Annotated in this window: 19 protein-coding genes; 11 read left to right on the top strand and 8 right to left on the bottom strand. The window is 69.3% G+C overall.

Annotated elements, in window-relative coordinates; genetic code table 11:
- Positions 1-251 precede the first annotated feature (251 nt).
- Complete coding sequence (locus AB0I49_RS07375; RefSeq protein ID WP_363225847.1) at positions 252-932, top strand: TetR family transcriptional regulator; 681 nt, start codon at positions 252-254, stop codon at positions 930-932.
- Here AB0I49_RS07375 and AB0I49_RS07370 read toward each other — a convergent pair.
- Positions 886-1,446, bottom strand: coding sequence for a hypothetical protein (locus AB0I49_RS07370; RefSeq protein WP_363225846.1), 561 nt, complete (start codon positions 1,444-1,446; stop codon positions 886-888). The genes AB0I49_RS07375 and AB0I49_RS07370 overlap by 47 nt on opposite strands.
- Positions 1,447-1,731: 285 nt before the next feature.
- Between AB0I49_RS07370 and AB0I49_RS07365 the strand changes: the two genes are divergently transcribed.
- Positions 1,732-2,310, top strand: a complete 579-nt coding sequence (locus AB0I49_RS07365; protein ID WP_363225845.1) for a DUF1707 domain-containing protein — start codon at positions 1,732-1,734, stop codon at positions 2,308-2,310.
- A gap of 478 nt (positions 2,311-2,788) precedes the next feature.
- Here AB0I49_RS07365 and AB0I49_RS07360 read toward each other — a convergent pair whose 3' ends face one another.
- Positions 2,789-3,640 carry a LysR family transcriptional regulator gene (locus AB0I49_RS07360; protein WP_363225844.1) on the bottom strand — a complete coding sequence of 284 codons (852 nt, stop codon included), beginning with the start codon at positions 3,638-3,640 and terminating at the stop codon, positions 2,789-2,791.
- Positions 3,641-3,720: 80 nt separating this feature from the next.
- Here AB0I49_RS07360 and AB0I49_RS07355 point away from each other — a divergent pair, with 80 nt between their 5' ends.
- Positions 3,721-4,230, top strand: coding sequence for a cupin domain-containing protein (locus tag AB0I49_RS07355; protein ID WP_363225843.1), 510 nt, complete (start codon positions 3,721-3,723; stop codon positions 4,228-4,230).
- Positions 4,231-4,427: 197 nt separating this feature from the next.
- On the top strand, positions 4,428-4,790 hold the full coding sequence (locus AB0I49_RS07350; RefSeq protein WP_363225842.1) for a DoxX family protein: 363 nt from the start codon (positions 4,428-4,430) through the stop codon (positions 4,788-4,790).
- Between the two features lie 13 nt (positions 4,791-4,803).
- Here the strand turns inward: AB0I49_RS07350 and AB0I49_RS07345 are convergent, their stop codons facing one another.
- Positions 4,804-5,778 carry a helix-turn-helix transcriptional regulator gene (locus AB0I49_RS07345; RefSeq protein WP_363225841.1) on the bottom strand — a complete coding sequence of 325 codons (975 nt, stop codon included), beginning with the start codon at positions 5,776-5,778 and terminating at the stop codon, positions 4,804-4,806.
- A 190-nt stretch (positions 5,779-5,968) separates the two neighbouring features.
- On the opposite strand from AB0I49_RS07345, the gene AB0I49_RS07340 reads away from it, so the two are divergent.
- The 3 genes from AB0I49_RS07340 (at position 5,969) to AB0I49_RS07330 (ending at position 9,376) form a co-directional block, all read left to right on the top strand.
- The gene (locus tag AB0I49_RS07340) at positions 5,969-7,051 is read left to right on the top strand and encodes an alpha/beta hydrolase family protein (protein ID WP_363225840.1); all 1,083 of its coding nucleotides are present in this window, start codon (positions 5,969-5,971) and stop codon (positions 7,049-7,051) included.
- Between the two features lie 147 nt (positions 7,052-7,198).
- Entirely contained in the window at positions 7,199-8,068 is an 870-nt protein-coding gene (locus tag AB0I49_RS07335) for a hypothetical protein (protein ID WP_363225839.1), read from the top strand.
- A gap of 141 nt (positions 8,069-8,209) precedes the next feature.
- Entirely contained in the window at positions 8,210-9,376 is a 1,167-nt protein-coding gene (locus AB0I49_RS07330; protein ID WP_363225838.1) for a hypothetical protein, read from the top strand.
- 25 nt (positions 9,377-9,401) lie between these two features.
- Here AB0I49_RS07330 and AB0I49_RS07325 read toward each other — a convergent pair whose 3' ends face one another.
- A complete protein-coding gene (locus AB0I49_RS07325; RefSeq protein ID WP_363225837.1) occupies positions 9,402-9,599 on the bottom strand; it encodes a hypothetical protein in 198 nt (65 codons plus the stop codon).
- 1,058 nt (positions 9,600-10,657) lie between these two features.
- Between AB0I49_RS07325 and AB0I49_RS07320 the strand changes: the two genes are divergently transcribed.
- On the top strand, positions 10,658-11,296 hold the full coding sequence (locus AB0I49_RS07320; protein WP_363225836.1) for a hypothetical protein: 639 nt from the start codon (positions 10,658-10,660) through the stop codon (positions 11,294-11,296).
- A 54-nt stretch (positions 11,297-11,350) separates the two neighbouring features.
- Here the strand turns inward: AB0I49_RS07320 and AB0I49_RS07315 are convergent, their stop codons facing one another.
- From AB0I49_RS07315 to AB0I49_RS07305, 3 genes are all read right to left on the bottom strand, one after another.
- On the bottom strand, positions 11,351-12,064 hold the full coding sequence (locus AB0I49_RS07315; RefSeq protein ID WP_363225835.1) for a DUF4386 domain-containing protein: 714 nt from the start codon (positions 12,062-12,064) through the stop codon (positions 11,351-11,353).
- Positions 12,065-12,194: 130 nt separating this feature from the next.
- Positions 12,195-12,818, bottom strand: coding sequence for a DUF4386 domain-containing protein (locus AB0I49_RS07310; RefSeq protein WP_363225834.1), 624 nt, complete (start codon positions 12,816-12,818; stop codon positions 12,195-12,197).
- Between the two features lie 508 nt (positions 12,819-13,326).
- On the bottom strand, positions 13,327-13,701 hold the full coding sequence (locus AB0I49_RS07305) for a helix-turn-helix domain-containing protein (protein WP_363225833.1): 375 nt from the start codon (positions 13,699-13,701) through the stop codon (positions 13,327-13,329).
- 100 nt (positions 13,702-13,801) lie between these two features.
- Here AB0I49_RS07305 and AB0I49_RS07300 point away from each other — a divergent pair, with 100 nt between their 5' ends.
- Positions 13,802-14,521 (top strand): SDR family NAD(P)-dependent oxidoreductase, encoded by a 720-nt coding sequence (locus AB0I49_RS07300; protein ID WP_363225832.1) that lies wholly within the window; start codon positions 13,802-13,804, stop codon positions 14,519-14,521.
- A gap of 215 nt (positions 14,522-14,736) precedes the next feature.
- On the opposite strand, the gene AB0I49_RS07295 is transcribed toward AB0I49_RS07300, so the two are convergent.
- Complete coding sequence (locus AB0I49_RS07295) at positions 14,737-15,195, bottom strand: nuclear transport factor 2 family protein (RefSeq protein WP_363225831.1); 459 nt, start codon at positions 15,193-15,195, stop codon at positions 14,737-14,739.
- Between the two features lie 395 nt (positions 15,196-15,590).
- On the opposite strand from AB0I49_RS07295, the gene AB0I49_RS07290 reads away from it, so the two are divergent.
- Together AB0I49_RS07290 and AB0I49_RS07285 are read left to right on the top strand one after the other, a co-directional pair.
- Positions 15,591-17,984, top strand: coding sequence for a xanthine dehydrogenase family protein molybdopterin-binding subunit (locus tag AB0I49_RS07290; protein WP_363225830.1), 2,394 nt, complete (start codon positions 15,591-15,593; stop codon positions 17,982-17,984).
- Positions 17,981-18,865: an FAD binding domain-containing protein gene (locus AB0I49_RS07285; protein WP_363225829.1), complete on the top strand. Its 885-nt coding sequence runs from the start codon at positions 17,981-17,983 to the stop codon at positions 18,863-18,865. The genes AB0I49_RS07290 and AB0I49_RS07285 overlap by 4 nt, the downstream gene beginning before the upstream one ends.
- The last annotated feature ends 9 nt before the right edge of the window (positions 18,866-18,874 follow it).

Below are 18,874 nucleotides of genomic sequence, written 5' to 3'. Positions count from 1 at the left end.
CGGCCAACGCGCGTAATTTCGTTCCGCGTTCGGGGCGGGTGCGCCGGCCGCCTCCGGCAGGCCGTCCGCGGTGGACACCACCACACGGAGCGGCAGCAGCGTCCGCGAGGGCTTTCACGCGCCGCCCGCCCGCCCGCGTACGGACTCGGCGCTCGCCTCAGTCGGCCGTGGGCCAGTCCCAGCCGAGTTGGAGGAACATGCCGAGGCGGTCATTGACGCCGCGGATCTCGGCTATCCGGCCGTTCTGGACCGTGAAGATCCAGATCTGCTCGACCTCGATCCTCGACGCCGCTCTGACCCTCCTCGACGGTCACGGCGTCGGCGCCTTGACCATGTGCCGCCTCGTGGCGGAGCTGGAGGTGGAGGCGATGACCCTCTACAACTACGTCCCCACCAAGAACGCCCTGCTCGACGCGCTGGTGGAGCGGGTCTTCGTCCAAGTCGTCCCCGAACCGGCCGACGCCGACATCGGGGGCCGAGGCGACTGGGCAGAGTTCCTCCGCGCCTACGCCGCCCACCTCCGTACCGGCCTGCTCCGCCACCCGTCCCGCCGTTACCCCGGCCACACTGGCCGCGGTCGAACGCGGCCTGTCGGCGCTCACCGGGGCCGGATTGCCGCTCGGCCGGCCCTGGACGCCATCAACGCGGTGACGCTGTTCACCATCGGACACACCACGGCCGAGGTCGGCACCGCTGGTGCGGCAGCTTCGGCCCACTGGATCGCCGAGCAGGACGCTGCACCGGCCGCCGTACGAACTCGCCTACACCCACGGTCCTGCCTGCACGCGAACAACCCTCGCCGAGCCGGCGATCGGTGCGGCCGGGGCGGGCCCGGCACCCTGTCACCGGCCGCGACCGGACGAGGTGTTGTCGCACTGACAGTGCCTAACCGCCCTCATCCGGCGCCAGCACGCGCTGGGCGGCGGTGGTGAACGCCCCGTAGGCCACGTGATAATCCCTTTCAAGGCCCGCCAGTTCCGCGCGCAGCTCTTCGGGCCCACTGGCGAGGTCGAGCATCAGCTCCACCCGCTGCTGCTGCTTCTTGCTCAGCGCCTCCGCGCACCGCGCCACCGTGTGCGGGCCGAGGGGCAGCACGTGTGCTACGGCCCGCCGCAGCTCCGTGAGGGCCCGCTGTGCGTCCTGCGCGGCGTCGCGGACGGAGCCCGATCCGGGCGGGGCGGCCAAGGGCGCCGCCCCGCCCGCCGCTTCCTCGCGCAGCTCCCACAACAGCGCGAAGGCCGCGTGCGCGTCATCGCAGCGGTCCAGCACCCGCGCGTACGCCGCACGCCGTTCCTCCCACAGCCGCGCCCGGCCCTGCGCCCCGGCTTCCTCGCGTACCTGCAACACCGCCGCCTGCCGCTGCACCCAGGCCCCGCCCAGGGTGCCGCCGAGGGTGCCCAGCACCGCTAACGACGAAGCCCACAGCGCCGCTACGCCCTGATCCACAGCCTGCCCCCGTCCGTTGCCTTCAGCACCGCACAGCCGACGGTACAGACGGCCTCTCGACCCGAGCACGTCAAGGCACTATGGCCGGGCCGGGGCAGGTCAAGGAAGGGCTGCGGTCGGCGCGCATCGGGAGACCGCCACTCGCTGCCCCGCCGCGCAGCGAGTGGCGGCCAAACCGTACGGCCGACTTAAGGGGCGCGTTCATCCCCAAGACTGACGACCACACCCTGCCGAGGTGCCAGGTTGTCCCACGAGCAGCGAACAGCGGAATGGAAGGGGAGGGCCGTGGACGGCATCATCGACGTCGGTGGCGGGCCGGAACAGGTTCCCCTGCGCGCCTCGGACGCCGAACGGGAGCGCGTAGCAGGGGTCCTGCAACAAGCCTTCGCCGAGGGGCGGTTGGATCTCGACCGATTCCAGGAGCGCCTGGACGCGCTGTGGCGGGCCGGAACCCGCGACGACCTCGCGGCCCTCTCCCGGGACCTGACGCCGCCGCCGGGCGCGGAGCCCGCCCCCATGGAACTGCGGGCAGGACACAACGCCAGGGTGCGCAAGGAAGGCCGGTGGCCGGTGCCGCGGCGCATCCGCGCCGTAGCCGAGAAGGACGGCCGTATCCACCTGGACTTCACCCAGGCGGACTGCCGCCACCAAGAGGTGTTCGTCGACGCCACGTGCGTCAGCAACGGCCCGATCACCCTCGTGGTCCCGCGAAGCTGGGCCGTCCACACCGACGCGGTCGCCCTCCGCGGCCACGGCAAAGTCACCAACGACACCACCCCGCCAACTGATCCCGCCGCGCCCGTTCTCCGACTGGCCGGCGTCGCCGACCGGGGGCGGATCAAGATCCGCCACCCGCGTAAATGAACCCCGCAGACGCCGCGGACGCGGGCCGCAAGCCGACTGGGACTTGTGCTGATCGATCCCGTGACCTTTGCTCGGTCAGTTCGTCCGACGCGTCTTAGGGAATGGCGATCTGACGCACACCGAGTGGGAACGGCTGGACCTTTCCGCTATTCCCGGCCTCGTGGACCACTCCACGGTCATCGGTCTTCTCACCGTCTTCCTGCGGGACACCGCTGCCGCCGCCGCCCCAGGCCCCCCGGCTGCATGCACCCGAGGACATCCGGGCCGCCATAGCCGTACTGTGCCGCAGACCGAACCGGCTCACCGCCGAGCAACTGGTGAAGGCACGCCTCTACCGGAACACCGTGCTGACCGCCACGTTCGCCGATGACCCCCGCGTTCGCGCGCGCGTCGACGAGTTGCGAGGCGGCGGCCGCCAGTTCCGCCCCCTCGCGGGCGGAGGGTCGGGGGCCTGGCTCGTGACTCCACGGTGAGTCGCTCAGTCGTGGTAAGCGGCGGTCGCGATCTGGACGAATGAGCGGATCAGTGGATTCGTATCGGTCGCGTTCCATGCCACGACCACGCGGCTCGGCGGCATGTCGATCACCGGCACCACGGTGAGCCCCTCTCCCGGTTCGTGGTCCAGGAGCGTCATGCCGATCGTGCCGTTCCAGAGAACGGCTTGCCGGCATTCATGGACGGCGCGGACCACCGGCCCCTCGCGCGTTTCCCCGCCGTTCCAGTACGACTGCCAGGCGGGGTCGGTGCCCTTCGGGAACAGGAACCAGCGGCGGTCGGACAGGTCGGCCAGCTTCAGGCCGTCGCGGCGGGCCAGCGGATCGTCGGCGCGCAGCAGCGCCCCTACGGGGTCGGTGCGAAGTTCGTGCACGGCCAGTCCGGTCGTGTCGAACGGCTCGCGGGTCAGAGCGACATCGACCAGCCCGGCGTGCAGCCCGCAGGTGGGATCGGTCAGATCGGTCTCGCGGATGCGGACCTCGACGTGCGGGTGCAGTCGGTGGTAGGCGTTGGCCAGCCGGGTTGCGCCCGGGTCGGTGCTGTCGCCCAGGATGCCGACGGTGATGGTCGCCGTTCCGGCGGCCGCGGCCACACGTACGCGTACCCGGTCGGCTTGGTCTAGCAGGGCGCGCGCCTCGTCGAGCAGTACCGCCCCTGCCGAAGTGAGCGTGACGCCGGCGGAGGAACGGTTGAACAGCGCGGCGCCGACCTCGGTCTCCAACTGCTTGATCGCGCGGCTCAGCGGCGGCTGACTCATGTGCAGCCGGCCGGCGGCCCGGCCGAAGTGGAGTTCTTCGGCGACCGCCACGAAATAGCGCAGCGTGCGTAGCTCCATGCTGCGACGATACCCGTACGGTATCGACGCCTCGAAACGGGTCTTGGACGTCGCGGCGCCCTGGCAAGTGGAATCGAGGCATGACTGACGAACACAGGGCCAGTGAGCCGATCGCCGACCCCGCCGTGTCGGTGGTCGGTCCGGGCGACGGGGAGACGATCGTCCTGGGCACCACGCGACTGCGCGTCCTCGAAGACGGCAGCAACACCGGGCACCGCCTCGGGCTCGCCGAGTCCGTCCTCGCGCCGCACACGCCCGGACCGCCGCAGCACCGTCACGCCCAGCACGACGAGGGCTTCTACATCATCTCCGGCGCGGTCCGGTTCACGGTCGGCGAGCAGGACTACGACGCGCCCGCCGGCACGTTCGTGCTGGTCCCGCCCGGAGCCCCGCACACCTTCGCCAACACGACCGACCAACCGGCCGTCATGCTCAGTACCTTCACGCCGGACCTGTACGTGCAGTACTTCCGCGACCTCCAGGACATGATCGCCAGCGGCCAGGCGATGACGCCGCAGGCGAACATCCAAGTGATGAGCCGCTATGCCACCGAACCCGCCACCGAATTCGTCCAGAAACCCGAAGGATAAAGCCGCCCGGCCGCCCGGCCACTCGGCTGCCCGGCCACCCGGCCGCCCGGTACCGGATCCGTGCGGCCCCGGCGTCTCCGACCTCTCAAGGTCCGGAGCGCTTACGCACCCGCGTGTGCATTTGTCGGTACTCCCCTTTTTGGTTCTCCCCTGTTGAGGATGAGGTCACCTGCAACTGGTGGCCGTGGATGGGAATTGTGAACGTCGCATATTGGATTGTCGCCGGCCTGCTCGCTCTCTTCTACCTCTACGGGGGCGGGGTGAAGGTGGTCCGGAGCCGGGAGCAGCTCCGGCCGATGATGGCCTGGGTGGACAGCACGCCGATGCCGGCCGTCAGGGCCATCGGGGTGATCGAAGTGCTCGGCGCGATCGGGCTGATCCTCCCGCCGCTGACCGGCATCGCGCCCTGGCTGGCCCTGGCTGCGGCCATCGGGTTCGTGGTCCTGCAGATCGGGGCGACCAGAATTCACCTGAGCCGCGGAGACCGCCAGATCGCCCTCAACATCACGCTGGTCCTCGCCGCGGCCGTAACCATCTGGCCGGCGACGACATGGCTGTGATAGCAGGCAGGGCTCAGAGCCAGCCGCGCCGGGCTGCCTGGACCCCGGCCTGGAAGCGGGTGGTGGCGCCCAGGCTGGTGAGCAGGCCGGAGACGCGGCGTACGACGGTGCGGCGGCCGAGCCCCAGCCGTCGGGCGATCGCGTCGTCGGTGGCGCCGCTGGCCATAAGGGTGAGGATCTGGCGGTCCCGGGCGTCGACCTGAGTGCCGGTTCCGGTGCCCGTAGCCGACACCGGGACCGCGAGTCTCCACAGGGATTCGAACGTGTTGGAGAGCGCCAGGAAGAGGCTGGAGGGGCGTATCAGGAGGGAGACGACGCCGGGGCGGTCATCGGCGTCGAGGGTGACCACCGCCAACTCGCTGTCCACGATGGCGAGTTTCATGGGCGGGTCGTCCAGCGTCCGCGCCTGTTCCCCGGCCGCGATCATGCGGGTCATGTTGGGCCCCGCGATGGGGTCGTCGAACGCGGACCCGTGGTAGATGGTGCGGTAGACGACCCCGGTGGCCATGCGCTCGCACTGGAGCGCCTCCTGTCCGAGGTAGTGGTCGACCGTGCCGGAGTACGGCGGCGTGTCGATGGTTCGCAGCTGGTGGCGCGCGGACCGCTGTAGCTGCCGGCTCACGTCGAGGACGCGGGCGGCGTCCTCCACGACCTCCAGCGCGCCGTAATGACCGGCGTCCCTCCTCGCGAAGCGGTAGAGCTGTTCCAGTTCCGCCCCGGTCCGGCGTCGGGCCGTCCACAGGGCGGCGTCGCGCTGCGCCAGCGCCTCGACGACCTGTGTGGGCGGCAGCGCCTCCCAGGACTCCTCGTCACCGGTGACCGTCGTGACGACGATGTCCTGGGCGGCGAGCTCCTTCAGCACCGCCCGCGCGACGGCCTCGCTCAGCCCGGCTCGGGCCGCCAGCCTGCCCGCGGGCTCACGGGGGTGGCCGACCAGGGACCGGTAGACGCGCCCGCGGTCGGAGTCCGGGTCCAACACGTCGTGCACGGAGCCCCCTTCGCCCGTACCGGGCCGGTCCTCCCGGCCGCCGCAGCATACTGCGCGACCGGCGCACTTGCGCCAGTGGCGCAATCGGGCCACCGCCTTGTATGGCGCATCGCGCGGCACTGCGGTGAGATTTCCGGTGTCCGAGCGCACCACCGGCCCCATGGCACCCAGCCAACCCCGAGGACACCTGATGAGACCAGCCCTGTCCGTACGGCTCCCGCGCGCCAAGGCAGCGGTCGCCGCGGTGGCCGCCGCCCTCCTGCTCCTACTGGGAACGCCCGCCGCGCACGCGCAGCCTTCGGGCCCGCCGAAGATGACCGACGGCTTCGGCCTGACCCAGACCGGCTCCGTATCCGGCTCCGCCACCAACTTCGTGATCACCGTGAAGACGGCTCAAGTCGCCGGTGAGCACCGCATCCGCATCCTGCTGCCCGGCGACTACGCGGCCAACCCCGCCAAGCGCTACCCGGTGCTCTACTTCCTGCACGGCGCCTCCGACGACCCGGGCAACCCGCGGCTCGCCTACCCCGCCCTCCTCGCGGCCCAGTCGATGATCACGGTCATCCCGGACGGGGGCCGCCGGGGCTGGTACAGCAACTGGCTCGACCAGAAGACCGCCGCCGGCGCGCAGAACTGGGAGAACTTCCACATCGACCAGGTGATCCCGTTCATCGACGCCAACCTGCGCACCATCGCGGCCAAGAAGGGCCGGGCCGTCACCGGCCTCTCGATGGGCGGCTTCGGCTCCCTGCACTACGCCCAGGCGCACCCCGAACTGTTCAGCCAGGCAGGGGCGTTCTCGGGCGCGGTCGACCTCTCACGGGACCACGCCGTGATGCGGGCGGCCGTGGTCGCCACGCTCACCAACATCGGCGCACCGCTCTGCGGCTCCGGCGCCCCCGACTGCCCGCTCGACTTCGGGCCCGCGGTGTCCAGCGACGCGATCTTCGGCACGCCGTACCCGGTCCTCGGCGCCGACTGGCGCTGGAACGACGCGGACCCGTCCACGCACATGGACCGGCTGAGCGGCATGGGCATCTCGCTCTACACCGGCGACGGCCGGGGCGACCCCGCCAACCCGGAGTTCTGGGTCAGATCGGCGGCGCAGCACGTGAAGGAGCATCTGGACGCACTCGGATACCCGTACCACTACGTGGACTACGGCGACGGCTCCGGCTGGGGGAGCTGCGACGGCGGCCACAGCTACGACTGCTGGGCGCAGGATTTCGCCGACTTCGTGCCACGCCTGGAAGCGGCCTTCGCGTCCGCCTGACCCTCGCGCGTGCCTGACGCTCCGCGCCTGTCTGCCTTTTCGCGCACCGCCTGCCCTTTGGCGGCTCCGACCCCCGCCCCAGTCCTCGCTCCGATGTCCGTTCCGATCTTCTTTCCGATCTTCTTTCCGACAGACAGGGTTACGTACGTGATCAAGCGACTGCGCACCCTCCTGCTGAGCCTGGCGCTGCTCTGCACCGTGGGGGCCGGCACCGCCCACGCCGGTGCCGCTCACGCCGACGCCGCCCATACCCAGCCGACCAAACGGGTCTTCAACGCGATGCAGATCATCTTCAGCCCGTCGATGCCAGACGCGTTCTGCACGCTCGGCGCGGTGGGCAACGACAAGTACCGGCACAAGATCGCCATCACGGCGGGCCACTGCCTCAACGATCCCCCGTACGCGGACCGCGAGATCCCCGACGACATCGCCCCCGTGTACGACCGAGCGGACCCGGACTTCGGCCCGATCGGATACGTGCGCTACTTCAAGGACCCGGAGGGCTCCCAGACCGGGCACGTGACCAAGGACTACATGGTCATCGAGCTGGTCCCGCAGGTGACGCTCTCCTCGCAAGGGCCGTACCTGAAGCAGACGGGCGAGCTGAAGGTCCCCGGAGGGGTCGCGAGCCCCAATGCCCTGGACCCCGCGCTCGACAACGAGCGGCTGCTCGCCACCGGCAGCAATGAGATCATCACCTCCGGGCAGACGGGCGTGTGGTACGGGACCGTCGTGGACAACGCCGACGGCGTCTACCGGTCGCCGGCCGCGAACATGCACGGCGATTCGGGCGGACCGGCGATCTGGCACGTACCGGGAACCGACCTCCCCTCACCGGCCAACGGCTTCCAGGCATCGGGCCCCTGGGCCGGCATCACCAAGGGGATCACCCTGAATCTGCCACCCTTCCTGTACACCAGCTCGGCCAACATCCTCGCCGACCTGCGCGCCCGGGACACCGCCGCCGCCCCCGCGGGAGTGTTCGGCGCGGGCTTCGAGGTGACCACCAACCCGTAGGGCCGGACGCGGAAATCGTCCGAAGCCATCGCAACCGCCTCTCCCGCCCCACCTCCCGCGTCCCATGTTTCACGTTCCATGTCTCACGTCTCACGCCCCACGTCTCACCTCTCACCTCTCACGTCCTCAAGGAGGACACCCTTGTCCATCTCGTCCATCGGGAAGCTGCCGAGGCGCACGAGAACGACCCTGCTCGGCGTGCTCGCAATGGTGACCGCGCTGCTCCTCGCCGCGCCCCCGACACAGGCCGACCCGTCCGCGGCACGGGCCGACGCGTCCCCGGTACGGGCCGACGCGCCCGCGTTCGAACTCACTCCGCTGGTCCCGGCCGGTGCGGACCATCAGCAGCGGCTCAGGGCCGAAGTGGAGCACTGGACTCTCGCGAAGATGGCCTCGGTCGGCCTCAACCACGAGGACCAGGACGCCACTCCGCCCCCGGGAGGCTGGGACGACCTCAGCAGGCCGTGGCCGCGGAAGGCGGGGCTGGTCTCGCGCACCGCGGGCAAGTTCTTCATGGAGTACAAGAACCTCGACAACGGCGCCGTCACGGAAGCAGCGTGCTCCGGCGACGTGGTGGGCGGCGCCAACCAGAGCGTCGTGGCGACCGCCGCCCACTGCCTGCGCGTCCACACTCCGATCGACGTGGGCTTCGGAAACATCGTGGTCACCAACATGGCCTTCGTGCCGGGATTCAACGGAGCGAACCTGCCCCGTCACACCACCAGCACGAAGCTCCCCGGCAAGGACATCGCCCCGTACGGGGTCTGGGGAGTGACCCGCGAATGGTTCACCGACACCTGGAGCCGGAGCGCCGACTGGCTGCTGGGACACGACATGGCCGCGGTCCTGGTGGCCAACCCCGACGATCCCCGGCCGATCGCCCAGGTCACCGGCGCCCAGCGCATCGGCTTCAACCAGCCGCAGCGGCAGGTCGACCACGTCTTCGGCTACCCGACCATCAACGAACGCAACTACTACCGCCCCGGTCACGTCCCCCGGGAGCTCCAGCGGACCTTCGACGGCCGAAGCCTCATGGTCGCCCAGGGCCCCACCTGGGCCGACCCCGTCTACTACAGCGATGTGCTGCCCGGGGCCCTGTCGCCCGGATGCAGCGGCGGAGCCGTGTTGCAGGGATTCGACCCCGCCACCGGCGAGGGACTCCAGGTCGGAGTCTTCTCCCGCTACGACGATCCCGGCCAGATCATCGGCGTTCTCGGCTGGCAGCAGGGTCCCAACATGAGCTCCACCCACTTCGGCGACGAGGAGCAGGCCGTCTACGACGCCGCCCAGTCGGCGTCCCTGACGTAGCCGGCCCGGCGCCGGACATGCACCATCATGCGCATACCGAACCCGTACGGTGCAGCTTGTCCTGATCGACGTATCCGGTCAGATCGCCGTCACCGACGGTGCCGTGGTAGCGGTGCCGGTAGGGGTGGGCGGGCTGATCGGGCTCGACGTTGAAGCGGTCTCCCTTGGTGACGTCCCCGATGTCCTTCCCAGAGGCGTCCAGGACGTCGCCGTCATCGGTCACCGCGTACTGGCGCAGCTGACGGCAGTTCGAGGCAAGGCCGGCCCGGGGGGCAGGTGAATCGAGGGGAGGGGCGGCACGCGGACCACGAGGTGCTGGTGTCGGCGCTTTGTTTCCGCCGTTCTCCTTGCTCCCGGAAGTATGGCGCCCACGAGGAGGGGCCGCCGAGGAATGAAGGGGAGCTTCGGGACGCCGGCTCGGTGATGGTCCGGACGGGTGCTCAGGTGACAACGGCGGGGAGGGAGAAAGCGCTGCCCGTGTGGGCGGCGACGGCCGTGGAATGGCTTCGTATCCGCCCGGCAGCTCGTCGCGGAGACACAGCGTGAGTACGCCCGCGATGGCCAGTGCCAGGACACCCCATATCCGCTTCGGTCGTTTGCGCGGCGGGGGAGCAGTCTCTGGTGGTGTTCCTGGATTCGCAGGCGGGGGAGGGGGCGAGAGGCTCGGTTTCTCCGCGTCGTCCGGGTTCGCCCCGGTGATTACCTCGTGCTTTTCGGATGGTGGTGCGATTCCTTCTGGCGCAGTCGCTACGGTCGGTGGGGCTTCGGGGGTACGGGAACAAGTGGTCCGCCCGAGCGCCCGACGGGCTTCTCGCCACAGCGGCATCCATGCGGCCGACCGTTCTCCCCACACGGTGAGGATCGCTTCAGTCGTATGCCACGGGTAGATCTCGATGCCCTTCATGACGTGGTGGCATTGCGTCCTGGAGATTCCGCTCTTCTTTTCCAATTCCCGAACGGATATACCAGATCGCTCTGCGATCTTCGTGATCTTGCTGTGCCACTCCGCGACGGGGTCAGGGCCGACTGTCATCAGGTTCATCCCTTGAAAGGGGGGGAAGTTACCCGCTGCTTCTATCAGGCCGGCGCTGCGGTCGCGTTGCGATGTGAACGGCTGATCGGAGAGTGCTCGCAAGTGCCCATTGGTGTCCGTGGGTGTCCAGGTGTCCACGGACGTCCGTGGACACCTGCGACCTGGCGGGACGGCTTCCTGGACACCTAGGACTGGTGCCGTGCCCCCAGCCCTGGTGGGCACGGCCAACCAGGCATCCGGAGGTCCTCATGCGGTTGTGGAAACCGTCCGTTGTCGTCGTCGCCGCGCTCGCGGCGACCCCCGCCGTTCTGTCCACGCCCTCGTACGCCGACAACGGCTACACGCACGGAACCGTCCTCACCCGGTCGAACTGCTCCATCCACGCCAACTACCCCAGGCCCGGAGGGTCGGACTGGGGGTGGAACAAGCGGCAGCGCACACCGCGCGGCGGCTGGTACCACGTCGGCGTCCGGTACACCTACAAGAACTACGCACTGGTCCTCGACTACGCCAAGGCCGGTGAACCGAGCTGGGGATTCATCGCCAAGTCCTGTCTGGCCGACCGCCACGCCTACGACAAGCAGGGCCGGCGCCTGCCGGACCTGCGCGCCGTCGACGGCAACGGGAAAGTCACGAACGTCCGGATGAACGCCTCCCACGCCGGCAAGAAAAAGCGGGCTCTCCTACGTGTCGGGGCGGGCCACGTCGGAACGCTGCGCAACGCGCCCAAGTCCTTCGCGATCGGCAACGTAAGGGCGGGAGACCCGTTCTATATCACCACCAAGCGCTGCGGAAAGCACGCCTACAATTCCTGGGTCCTCGGCTACGCGCCGAAGTCCGGTCGCTGGGGATACGTCCAGGCGCAGCACCTGCCCACCTGTCGCTGAATCACCGCCGCGACGCTCGGAGACCCGATGACCATTACCCCCGCAGCCTGCCGTTCACGGGTTGCGGGGGGCCTCCTCGGCGGTGACGTTCCTGCCTTTCACCAAGAGCCACACCATCAGGACGAATTCACCGACGAAGGCGAACATGGCCACTTCGGCCCCATAGTCGGCGGACAGCAGGGCGCCGAAACTGTCCGTCAGATAGCCCAGCCCCGCGATCACGAGAAGAACACCCAGGATTCTGGGTACGTACCCTGACCTGTAGGCAAGGTATCCAAGTGCCAGCAGGTGGAAGCCGAAGAGAATGAGACCGGTATCCCAGACGTCGTGAAAGGCGTCGACCTTCATCAGTGCCTCGACATGCCTCTGGTCGGCACCTTGTGGTCCCGCGTGCCCGTCGGCCGCTGCGAGCGAGGGAACTCCGGCCAGCTGGCTCGCGGCGACCATGAGCACCGCCGCGTACGCGAGCCTGAACCACGCCGCCAGCGTGGAGACCCCCTTGTGCACCGGTGCGAAGAAGGTCAGCAGGGCCCAGGCCACTATGACATCGAGAACGGCCACCAGCGCCAGAGCGGCGACACCGGAACGGAACATCGCGTCGGACGCCCGTATGTCGCGTGCCGTCCTTTCGGCATCGCCTTCCGTCACAAGGTGTTCCACGACGGCGAAATTGGCGAAGACGGCGAGCGCGGCCATCACCAGAATCCCGATGCCGGCAGCCAGGGCCGCCCTGCGCATATCCCGGCTCGTCGGCTCCAAAGCCTCCATGCTTCCCTCCCGGTTGAATGCCAAGCTTGGAAATGCCGCGACGAAATGCCGCGACTCACGACTGGAGAAAACCTCCGGCCGCTCTCCGGCGACAGACGGCACCCGCGAAGTCCGTCACCCGCGAGGTCCGTCACCCGCGAGGTCGGTCGGACGTCGGCCCCGTATGGCCATCCCCCGTACGTACGCCCTCCGTGCGGGCACCCGGTTCGGGGGAGCGGAAGCCCCGAAAGATCAACAGCAGCGGGAACGCTATTTCGAACAGGCCGCCCGGCACCAGGAACGCGATGCCGACACCGGAATCGAGATCGGCCGCTCCCAGCGCATCGGTCAACACCCCCGCCAGCAGAGCGGCATAGCCGACCACTCCCAGCAGCGACAGCCACCGTTCGGCCAGCCCGGAGCGCAACAGCAGGCAGGAGAGGACGAGTCCAGCGGCACCGGACAGGGCGTAGACGAGCAGGTCATAGTCCTCGTACTGATTGTGGCTCGCCAGGAAATAGACCCCCACGGCGACGATCGCCGTGCCCTCCATGGCCCGGAGAATGAGGTAGCCCGCCGAGAGCTCCTTTCCGTAGGGCCGCAGCACCGGGAACATCGCGACGCCGATCACCGCGACCGCCAACGCCGTGCACCACTCCAGCGAGACCCCGCCCATCAGCGTTCCGCTATGTGCTGCCTCATCCGAGAAATAGGTCTGCACGAGAGAACTGCCGATGGAAAAGGTGATCGTCGACGAGATGAAGAGCAGCCCCACGAGAACGGCGGTTCCCCTATATGACATGCGTCTTCCCTTCCTCTGCCTCCGGATAGCGCACACCGAAGCCGCACCCAAGCGAAGGGGTGACCGGTCCGGGCGATGCGCGTGCCGCGGTATGGAATGAGGCCGTGGGCTCACTCCGCGTGACGCCGCGGGCGCGCCTCAGGACCACGACAGACACGGCCGGGCCTCGCGTCCCGGGTCTGGTCGACATCCAGGAGACGGCGTTCCGGGCCGTGGGTGCGGGCGTCATCGTCGGGCTCCCCTCTGGAGCCGTCGCGGCACGGCCCGAAGGCCGCCCGAGGGCCGAGTCCTTGAGAGCTTCCTCGCGTCGGCGTCCACCCGCCAGAGGCCGACCGGACCTCTTCGCCACAGCGGGGGGGGCGGGAGTACGCGATGAAGATCCCGGCGCTGATCGCGCGCCGCCCGCTCGCCGACCGGAGAACTGAGAGCCGCGCGTACTTCACGTGGAATATTTCCGGGAATCCGGCTCCCGGATTCGATGTCAACTGGGAGGGGAGAGCGTTTCTGTGGCCTGCGCCGTGTCGAAGTGGTGGCGGGCGGACTCGATCCGGTCGACGTTGTCGAGGACCCAGGCGCCGAGTGCTGTGATCGGCACGACCAGTTCGCCGCCGAGGTCGGTGAGTGCGTAGACAGCGCCTGGCGGGCTGGTCGGCAGTACGGTCCGGGTGACGAAGCCGTCGCGCTCCAGTCCGCGCAGGGTCGAGGCGAGCATTTTCTGCGAGATTCCGGCAGCGGCCCGCCGCAACTCGTTGAAGCGTTTCGGTCGGGTGTCCAGCTGCATCATGACGAGAACCGACCATTTGCTGCCGATCCGGTCCAGCGCGTCCGTGACCCGTTGGCAGTCCTCGGTATCCACGGGGTGACCTTGTTTCATAAAAGTGCCTCCTTGCGACAACTCCTGGATTCTTCTACACACATGGTATTCACTGCATATCCAAGGGAAGAGGCACGCGCAGATGGAACAGGTCTCACTGGTCACCGGCGGTACGTCGGGCATCGGTATGGCGGTGGCGGAGGCGTTCATGAGGAAGGGCGCCGCGGTCGCGGTCTGCGGTCGCTCGCAAGCCGCTCTTGACCGGTTCTCCCATGCGCATCCGGACGCGCTGGCCATCAAAGCCGACGTCACCGTCGCACGGGAGCGGGCCGCGATGTTGGACGCCGTCGCAGACCGCTTCGGCCGACTCGACGTCCTGGTGAACAATGCCGGTACGTTCATCGAGCGGAACTTCGCGACTGGCGCGGAAGCCACCGACGCGCTCGAAAACGAACTCGCCCTCAACTTCGCCTCGCCCATTCACCTGACGGGTGAGGTCCTGGCCCGTTGGCCCGAAATGACCGGCATCGTGTTCGTCACAGCGGGCTACGCGTTGGTGTCACCCACTCGGGCCCCGACCTATGGTGCGGCGAAAGCGGGACTCCACGGTTTCGCCGAGGGGCTGCGACGACAACTGGCTCCCCGGGGAACCCACGTGCTGGAGGTGCTTCCCCCGCTCGTGGACACGCCCATGAACGCGCATGTCGAAGGACGCAAAACCTCCCCCGCCGAGGTCGCGGCAGTGACGCTCAAGGCGCTGGAGGCCCGGCGGCCGATGGCGCTCCCAGGAGCGACGCGGCTGCTGCCGACGATGCTCCGCGTCGCACCGAAAACCGTCACTCGCACCGTCGCCAAGTCCTGACCGCGACACCCCCGACCGGGCCGTCAACCGCACAGGCTCGCCTGCCTCACCTTCCTCACCTGCGCGAAGCCGAGAGTACGGCGCGGCTGTCACCGGCTGAATCCAGGCAGGGAAGCAAGCCTCGGGGCCGGCAGCTGCCCTGCTGCCGGCCCCGCCGCTCGGATGGACGTGGGTCGAGGGGCGCCTCGCCGCCCTGGTACGCGGCTCAGCGCGGGTCAGCGCGGGTCACGTGTGCGTTCGGAGACGTCGCCGAGCCCCTGCGTCCAACTGGGCTCCTGACTGCGCCGGGAAATCCGCCAGCCCTCCGGGGTGCGTGTGTACTCGTCGATGTACCACATGCCCAGCAGCGCGATCCGGGGATCGCCGTTCTCGACCGGAATCCCGAGTGCGTTCAGACACATCACCCGTCCCGTTGCGCGGTCACCGTCGACGCGGATCTCCGGGTTGCCGATCAGATGCTGGCACGCGGTGAACTGCCCCATGCTCGACGCGAGGAACTCCTTCATCTCGGCACGGGTTCCCGCGAGACCACCGAACGCCGTGTAGTCGATATGAGCGTCGTCGGTGAATATCCGGTCCAGGGCGTCGAAATCCTGACCGTCGATCGCGGTGGCGTAAGCCACCAGCATTTCCTGGATCTCCAACCGGTCGGATATTTCCTGAATGCCGAGCATTCTGCCTCCTGGGGCATGGAGCAAAACGGAGGGGAAGAGAGTAGCGGAAGGCGCGGGCTGCTCTCGTCCGAACGCGACGGGCAGCCCGTTCCATCTCGCGCATGACGGCGCTGGGTCGGCCGACCGGCCGACCGTAACGAAGGTTCGTATACAACTTTCCGCATCCGGCCCCGTTCTACGGGATGCGGGCCGACCCTGATGTGGTGTCAGAGCGGCAAGGCTCGGTGTCGTCGAGCCTTCAACCTAAGGCCCGTTGCGCCGCAGAACGCCGGTGATGCCGCTGCCGCGACATGCGGGCTACCGTTGTCCATCTCGCTGCTTTTGTATACGGTCTTGGCCGTACGGGCAGCCGCAGCAGTACCGAGCGGCAGCCCACTACGAGTGAGGTGAGCCTGATGAGTACCGAGAGGACCGTTCCGGAACGGCGGCACGGGGTCGGGGCGCGAGAACCTCGCCGGGAGGACGCCCGGCACTTGGCGGGCCGGGGCTGCTTCGTCGCCGACATGCGGCTTCCCGGGCTGCGCGAGATCGCGTTCGTACGGAGCCAGGCCGCGCACGGACGCATCCGCGCGATCTCCGTCCCGGAGGAGGACCGCGCGGCGGTGTGGACCGCCGAGCGGCTCGCGCCCTTCGCCGAACCCTTGACGGCGACTTCGACGCTGGAGGGGTTCCGCGAAGCGCCGCTGCCCAACCTGGCGTCGGGGAAGGTGCGTTACGTCGGAGAGCCGGTCGCCCTGGCCATCGCCGGCACCCGGGCGGAGGCGGAGGACGTGGCCGGCCGGGTCGGGGTGGACCTCGAACCGCTGCCTGCCGTGGTCGACTTCGACGCGGCCCTGGCCCCCGGCGCGCCGAGAGTGCACGAGGACTGGCCGGACAACGTCTTCGCCACCACCTCCGGCGAAGTGGGCGACGTGGACGCGGCGGCCCGCGAGGCGGCGGTCGCCGTCACCCGCGAGTACACGATGAACCGGCAGGCCGTCGTGCCGCTGGAGACCAGAGGGGTGATCGCGCACTACAACCGGTCGGCCGACGAACTCGTGGTGTGGTCCTCGACGCAGACGCCGCACATGATCCGCGACATGATCGCGCTCCAACTCGGCATGCAGGCCCGGCGGGTGCGGGTGATCGCCCCCGACATGGGAGGCGGGTTCGGAAGCAAGTGCTCCGTCTACCCGGAGGAGATCGCGCTCGCCGCCATCGCGACCCAGGTCGACCATCCGGTGCGCTGGGTGGAGGACCGCTGGGAGGCCCAGGTCGCCTCCACGCAGGCCCGTGATCACCGACACCGGGTCACCGCCTACGCGGCGGCCGACGGAACGCTGTTGGGTGTGGACGCGGACATCCTCGTCAACAGCGGGGCGTACTCGGTGCACCCATGGACGGCGACGATGGACGCCACCATGGCCTCGGCGATGATCCCCGGCCCCTACCGGCTGCCGAACTACCGCTTCCGTACCCGGAGCCTGGCCAGCAACAAGACCCCTTCGGGCCCCTATCGCGGCGTCGCCCGGCCCTCCGCCGCCTTCTCCATCGAGCGCACCATCGACGAACTCGCCCTCGCGCTGGGCATGGAACCGTACGAGATGCGCATCAAGAACATGGTGCGCAGCGAGGACATGCCCTTCACCTCCGTCGCGAACAAGGTCTACGACAGCGGCGACTACCCCGAAGCCGTACGCCGTGCGACCGCCCTCATCGGGCACGACGAGTGGCGCGCGCGTCAACAGGCCCTGCCCGCCACGGCCCGTCGGCGCATCGGCGTCGGGTACGCCTCCTTCACCGAGCAGACCGCGCACGGCTGCATCGAATGGGCCGCCCGCGGACTGGCCGTCACCATCGGAACCGAAGGCGCCCGGCTGGCGATGGACGCCACCGGGAGCTTCGTCCTGAGCGTCGGGATCAAGAGCCATGGGCAGGGCCTGGAGACCACCCTCTCGCAGGTCGTCAGCGAGACCTTCGACGTCGAGCCCGACCGGGTCACCGTGCTGCACGGCGACACGGCGATCACCCCGCGTGGTGACGGCACCTTCGCCTCCCGCTCCATGGTGATGTCGGGCGGAGCCACGCACCGGGCCGCCCAGGCGCTCGCGGAGAAGGTCCTGCGCATCGGCGCCGTACTCCTGGACGAGCCCGTCGAGGACCTGGCCCTGAGCGACCACGCCGTGGTGGGGAAGAGGGGTTCGGTCGGCTACGCGCGGCTGGCCAAGGAGTTCCTCTTCACCCCCGACCACGTACCGGGCGTCGAGGCCGGTCTGGAGGTCACCTGCCACTACCGGCCGGACGTGCAGACCGGCGCGTTCACCTACGCCACGCAGGCGGCCGTGGTGGAGGTCGACCTGGACACCGGATTTGTGCGGATTCTCGACTACGGAGTGGTCGAGGACTGCGGCACGGTCGTGAACCCCCTCATCGTCGACGGCCAGATCCTCGGCGGCGTCGCCCAGGGCATCGGCAACGCCCTCCTGGAGGAGATCGTGCACGACGCCGACGGGCAGCCGAAGTCGACGAGTTTTCTGGACTATCTGCTGCCGGGGGCCACCGAGGTGCCGCGGATCAGGATCGAGCACATGTCGACGCCGTCCCCGCACACCACGTTCGGCGTCAAGGGCGCCGGCGAGGGCGGGGCCATCCCGCCGCCCGCCGCCATCGCCAACGCCGTACGGGACGCGCTGCGCGAGTTCGGCACGGAGGTCAACGAGACCCCCATGACCCCGGAGCGGGTGTGGACGGCCCTCCAGGCGAACCGGCCGGCCGCCGAGGCCGGCGCGAGGACGGAGGCGGCCCGATGAAGGCACCAGCCTTTCGCTACCACCGGCCCACCACCGTGGACGAGGCCGTCGAACTGCTCGCCGGGGCCGGCGACGACGGCAAGGTCATCGCCGGCGGCCAGAGCCTCGTCCCCATCATGAACATGCGGCTGGCCGAGCCGGAGACGCTGATCGACCTCACCGGCGTCGACGCGCTGCGCGCCGTTCGGGAGACGTCCACGGGCGCCCGTTACGGCGCGACCACCACCCACATGCGATTCGAGCATGAGCTCGTACCGGACGTCACCCGGGGCCTGCTGCCGTACGCTGCCGCCGGCATCGGCTACCCGGCGATCCGCAACCGCGGCACCGTGGGCGGCAGCCTCGCGCACAGCGACTCCTCCGCCGAGTGGCCCACGGTCATGTCCGCCCTGGACGCCACCGTGCACACCCGCTCCGTACGCGGCACGCGCGCCGTCCCCGTACGGGAACTCCTGCTCGGCTTCTTCACCACCGCGCTGGAACCCGATGAGCTCATCACCGAGGTGGAGGTGCGGCGCCTCGCCGCTTCGACGCGGTGGGGCATGTACAAGATGTGCCGCAAGCCCGGCGAGTTCGCCCAGTCGCTGGGCGTCGTCCTCGGCGAACGGGAACGGGAACGGGACGCGGATGGGCCGTGGCAGGACATCGAGCTGTGGCTCGGCGCGGCAGCCGACCGCCCGCTGCGGCTGAGCGCCACCGAAGCGGCCGTCCGCGGTGGAACATCAGCCGACTTGGAGCCCGCTCGCCTCGTAGAGCCCCTCGCACAGGACACGGGACAGGACCCGTCGGAGCTCGATTCCACCGCGCGGTACGCGCTGCAACTGCACGCGGTCACGGTCCACCGCGCGCTACGGGCTGCGGAAGGGATGAAGGAGGGATGAAGGGATGAT

It is taken from the genome of Streptomyces sp. NPDC050617 (assembly GCF_040654795.1).
Lineage (GTDB): Bacteria > Actinomycetota > Actinomycetes > Streptomycetales > Streptomycetaceae > Streptomyces.
Note: the sequence above shows the minus strand (reverse complement) of the source record. Positions and strands in the feature narration are given on the sequence as shown.

Excerpts from the sequence above, each read along its gene's own strand:
- AB0I49_RS07360 (WP_363225844.1), bottom strand. The coding sequence starts at position 3,640 with ATGGAGCTACGCACGCTGCGCTATTTCGTGGCGGTCGCCGAAGAACTC.
- AB0I49_RS07355 (WP_363225843.1), top strand. The coding sequence starts at position 3,721 with ATGACTGACGAACACAGGGCCAGTGAGCCGATCGCCGACCCCGCCGTG.
- AB0I49_RS07340 (WP_363225840.1), top strand. The coding sequence starts at position 5,969 with ATGAGACCAGCCCTGTCCGTACGGCTCCCGCGCGCCAAGGCAGCGGTC.
- AB0I49_RS07320 (WP_363225836.1), top strand. The coding sequence starts at position 10,658 with ATGCGGTTGTGGAAACCGTCCGTTGTCGTCGTCGCCGCGCTCGCGGCG.
- AB0I49_RS07315 (WP_363225835.1), bottom strand. The coding sequence starts at position 12,064 with ATGGAGGCTTTGGAGCCGACGAGCCGGGATATGCGCAGGGCGGCCCTG.
- AB0I49_RS07300 (WP_363225832.1), top strand. The coding sequence starts at position 13,802 with ATGGAACAGGTCTCACTGGTCACCGGCGGTACGTCGGGCATCGGTATG.
- AB0I49_RS07295 (WP_363225831.1), bottom strand. The coding sequence starts at position 15,195 with ATGCTCGGCATTCAGGAAATATCCGACCGGTTGGAGATCCAGGAAATG.
- AB0I49_RS07290 (WP_363225830.1), top strand. The coding sequence starts at position 15,591 with ATGAGTACCGAGAGGACCGTTCCGGAACGGCGGCACGGGGTCGGGGCG.
- AB0I49_RS07285 (WP_363225829.1), top strand. The coding sequence starts at position 17,981 with ATGAAGGCACCAGCCTTTCGCTACCACCGGCCCACCACCGTGGACGAG.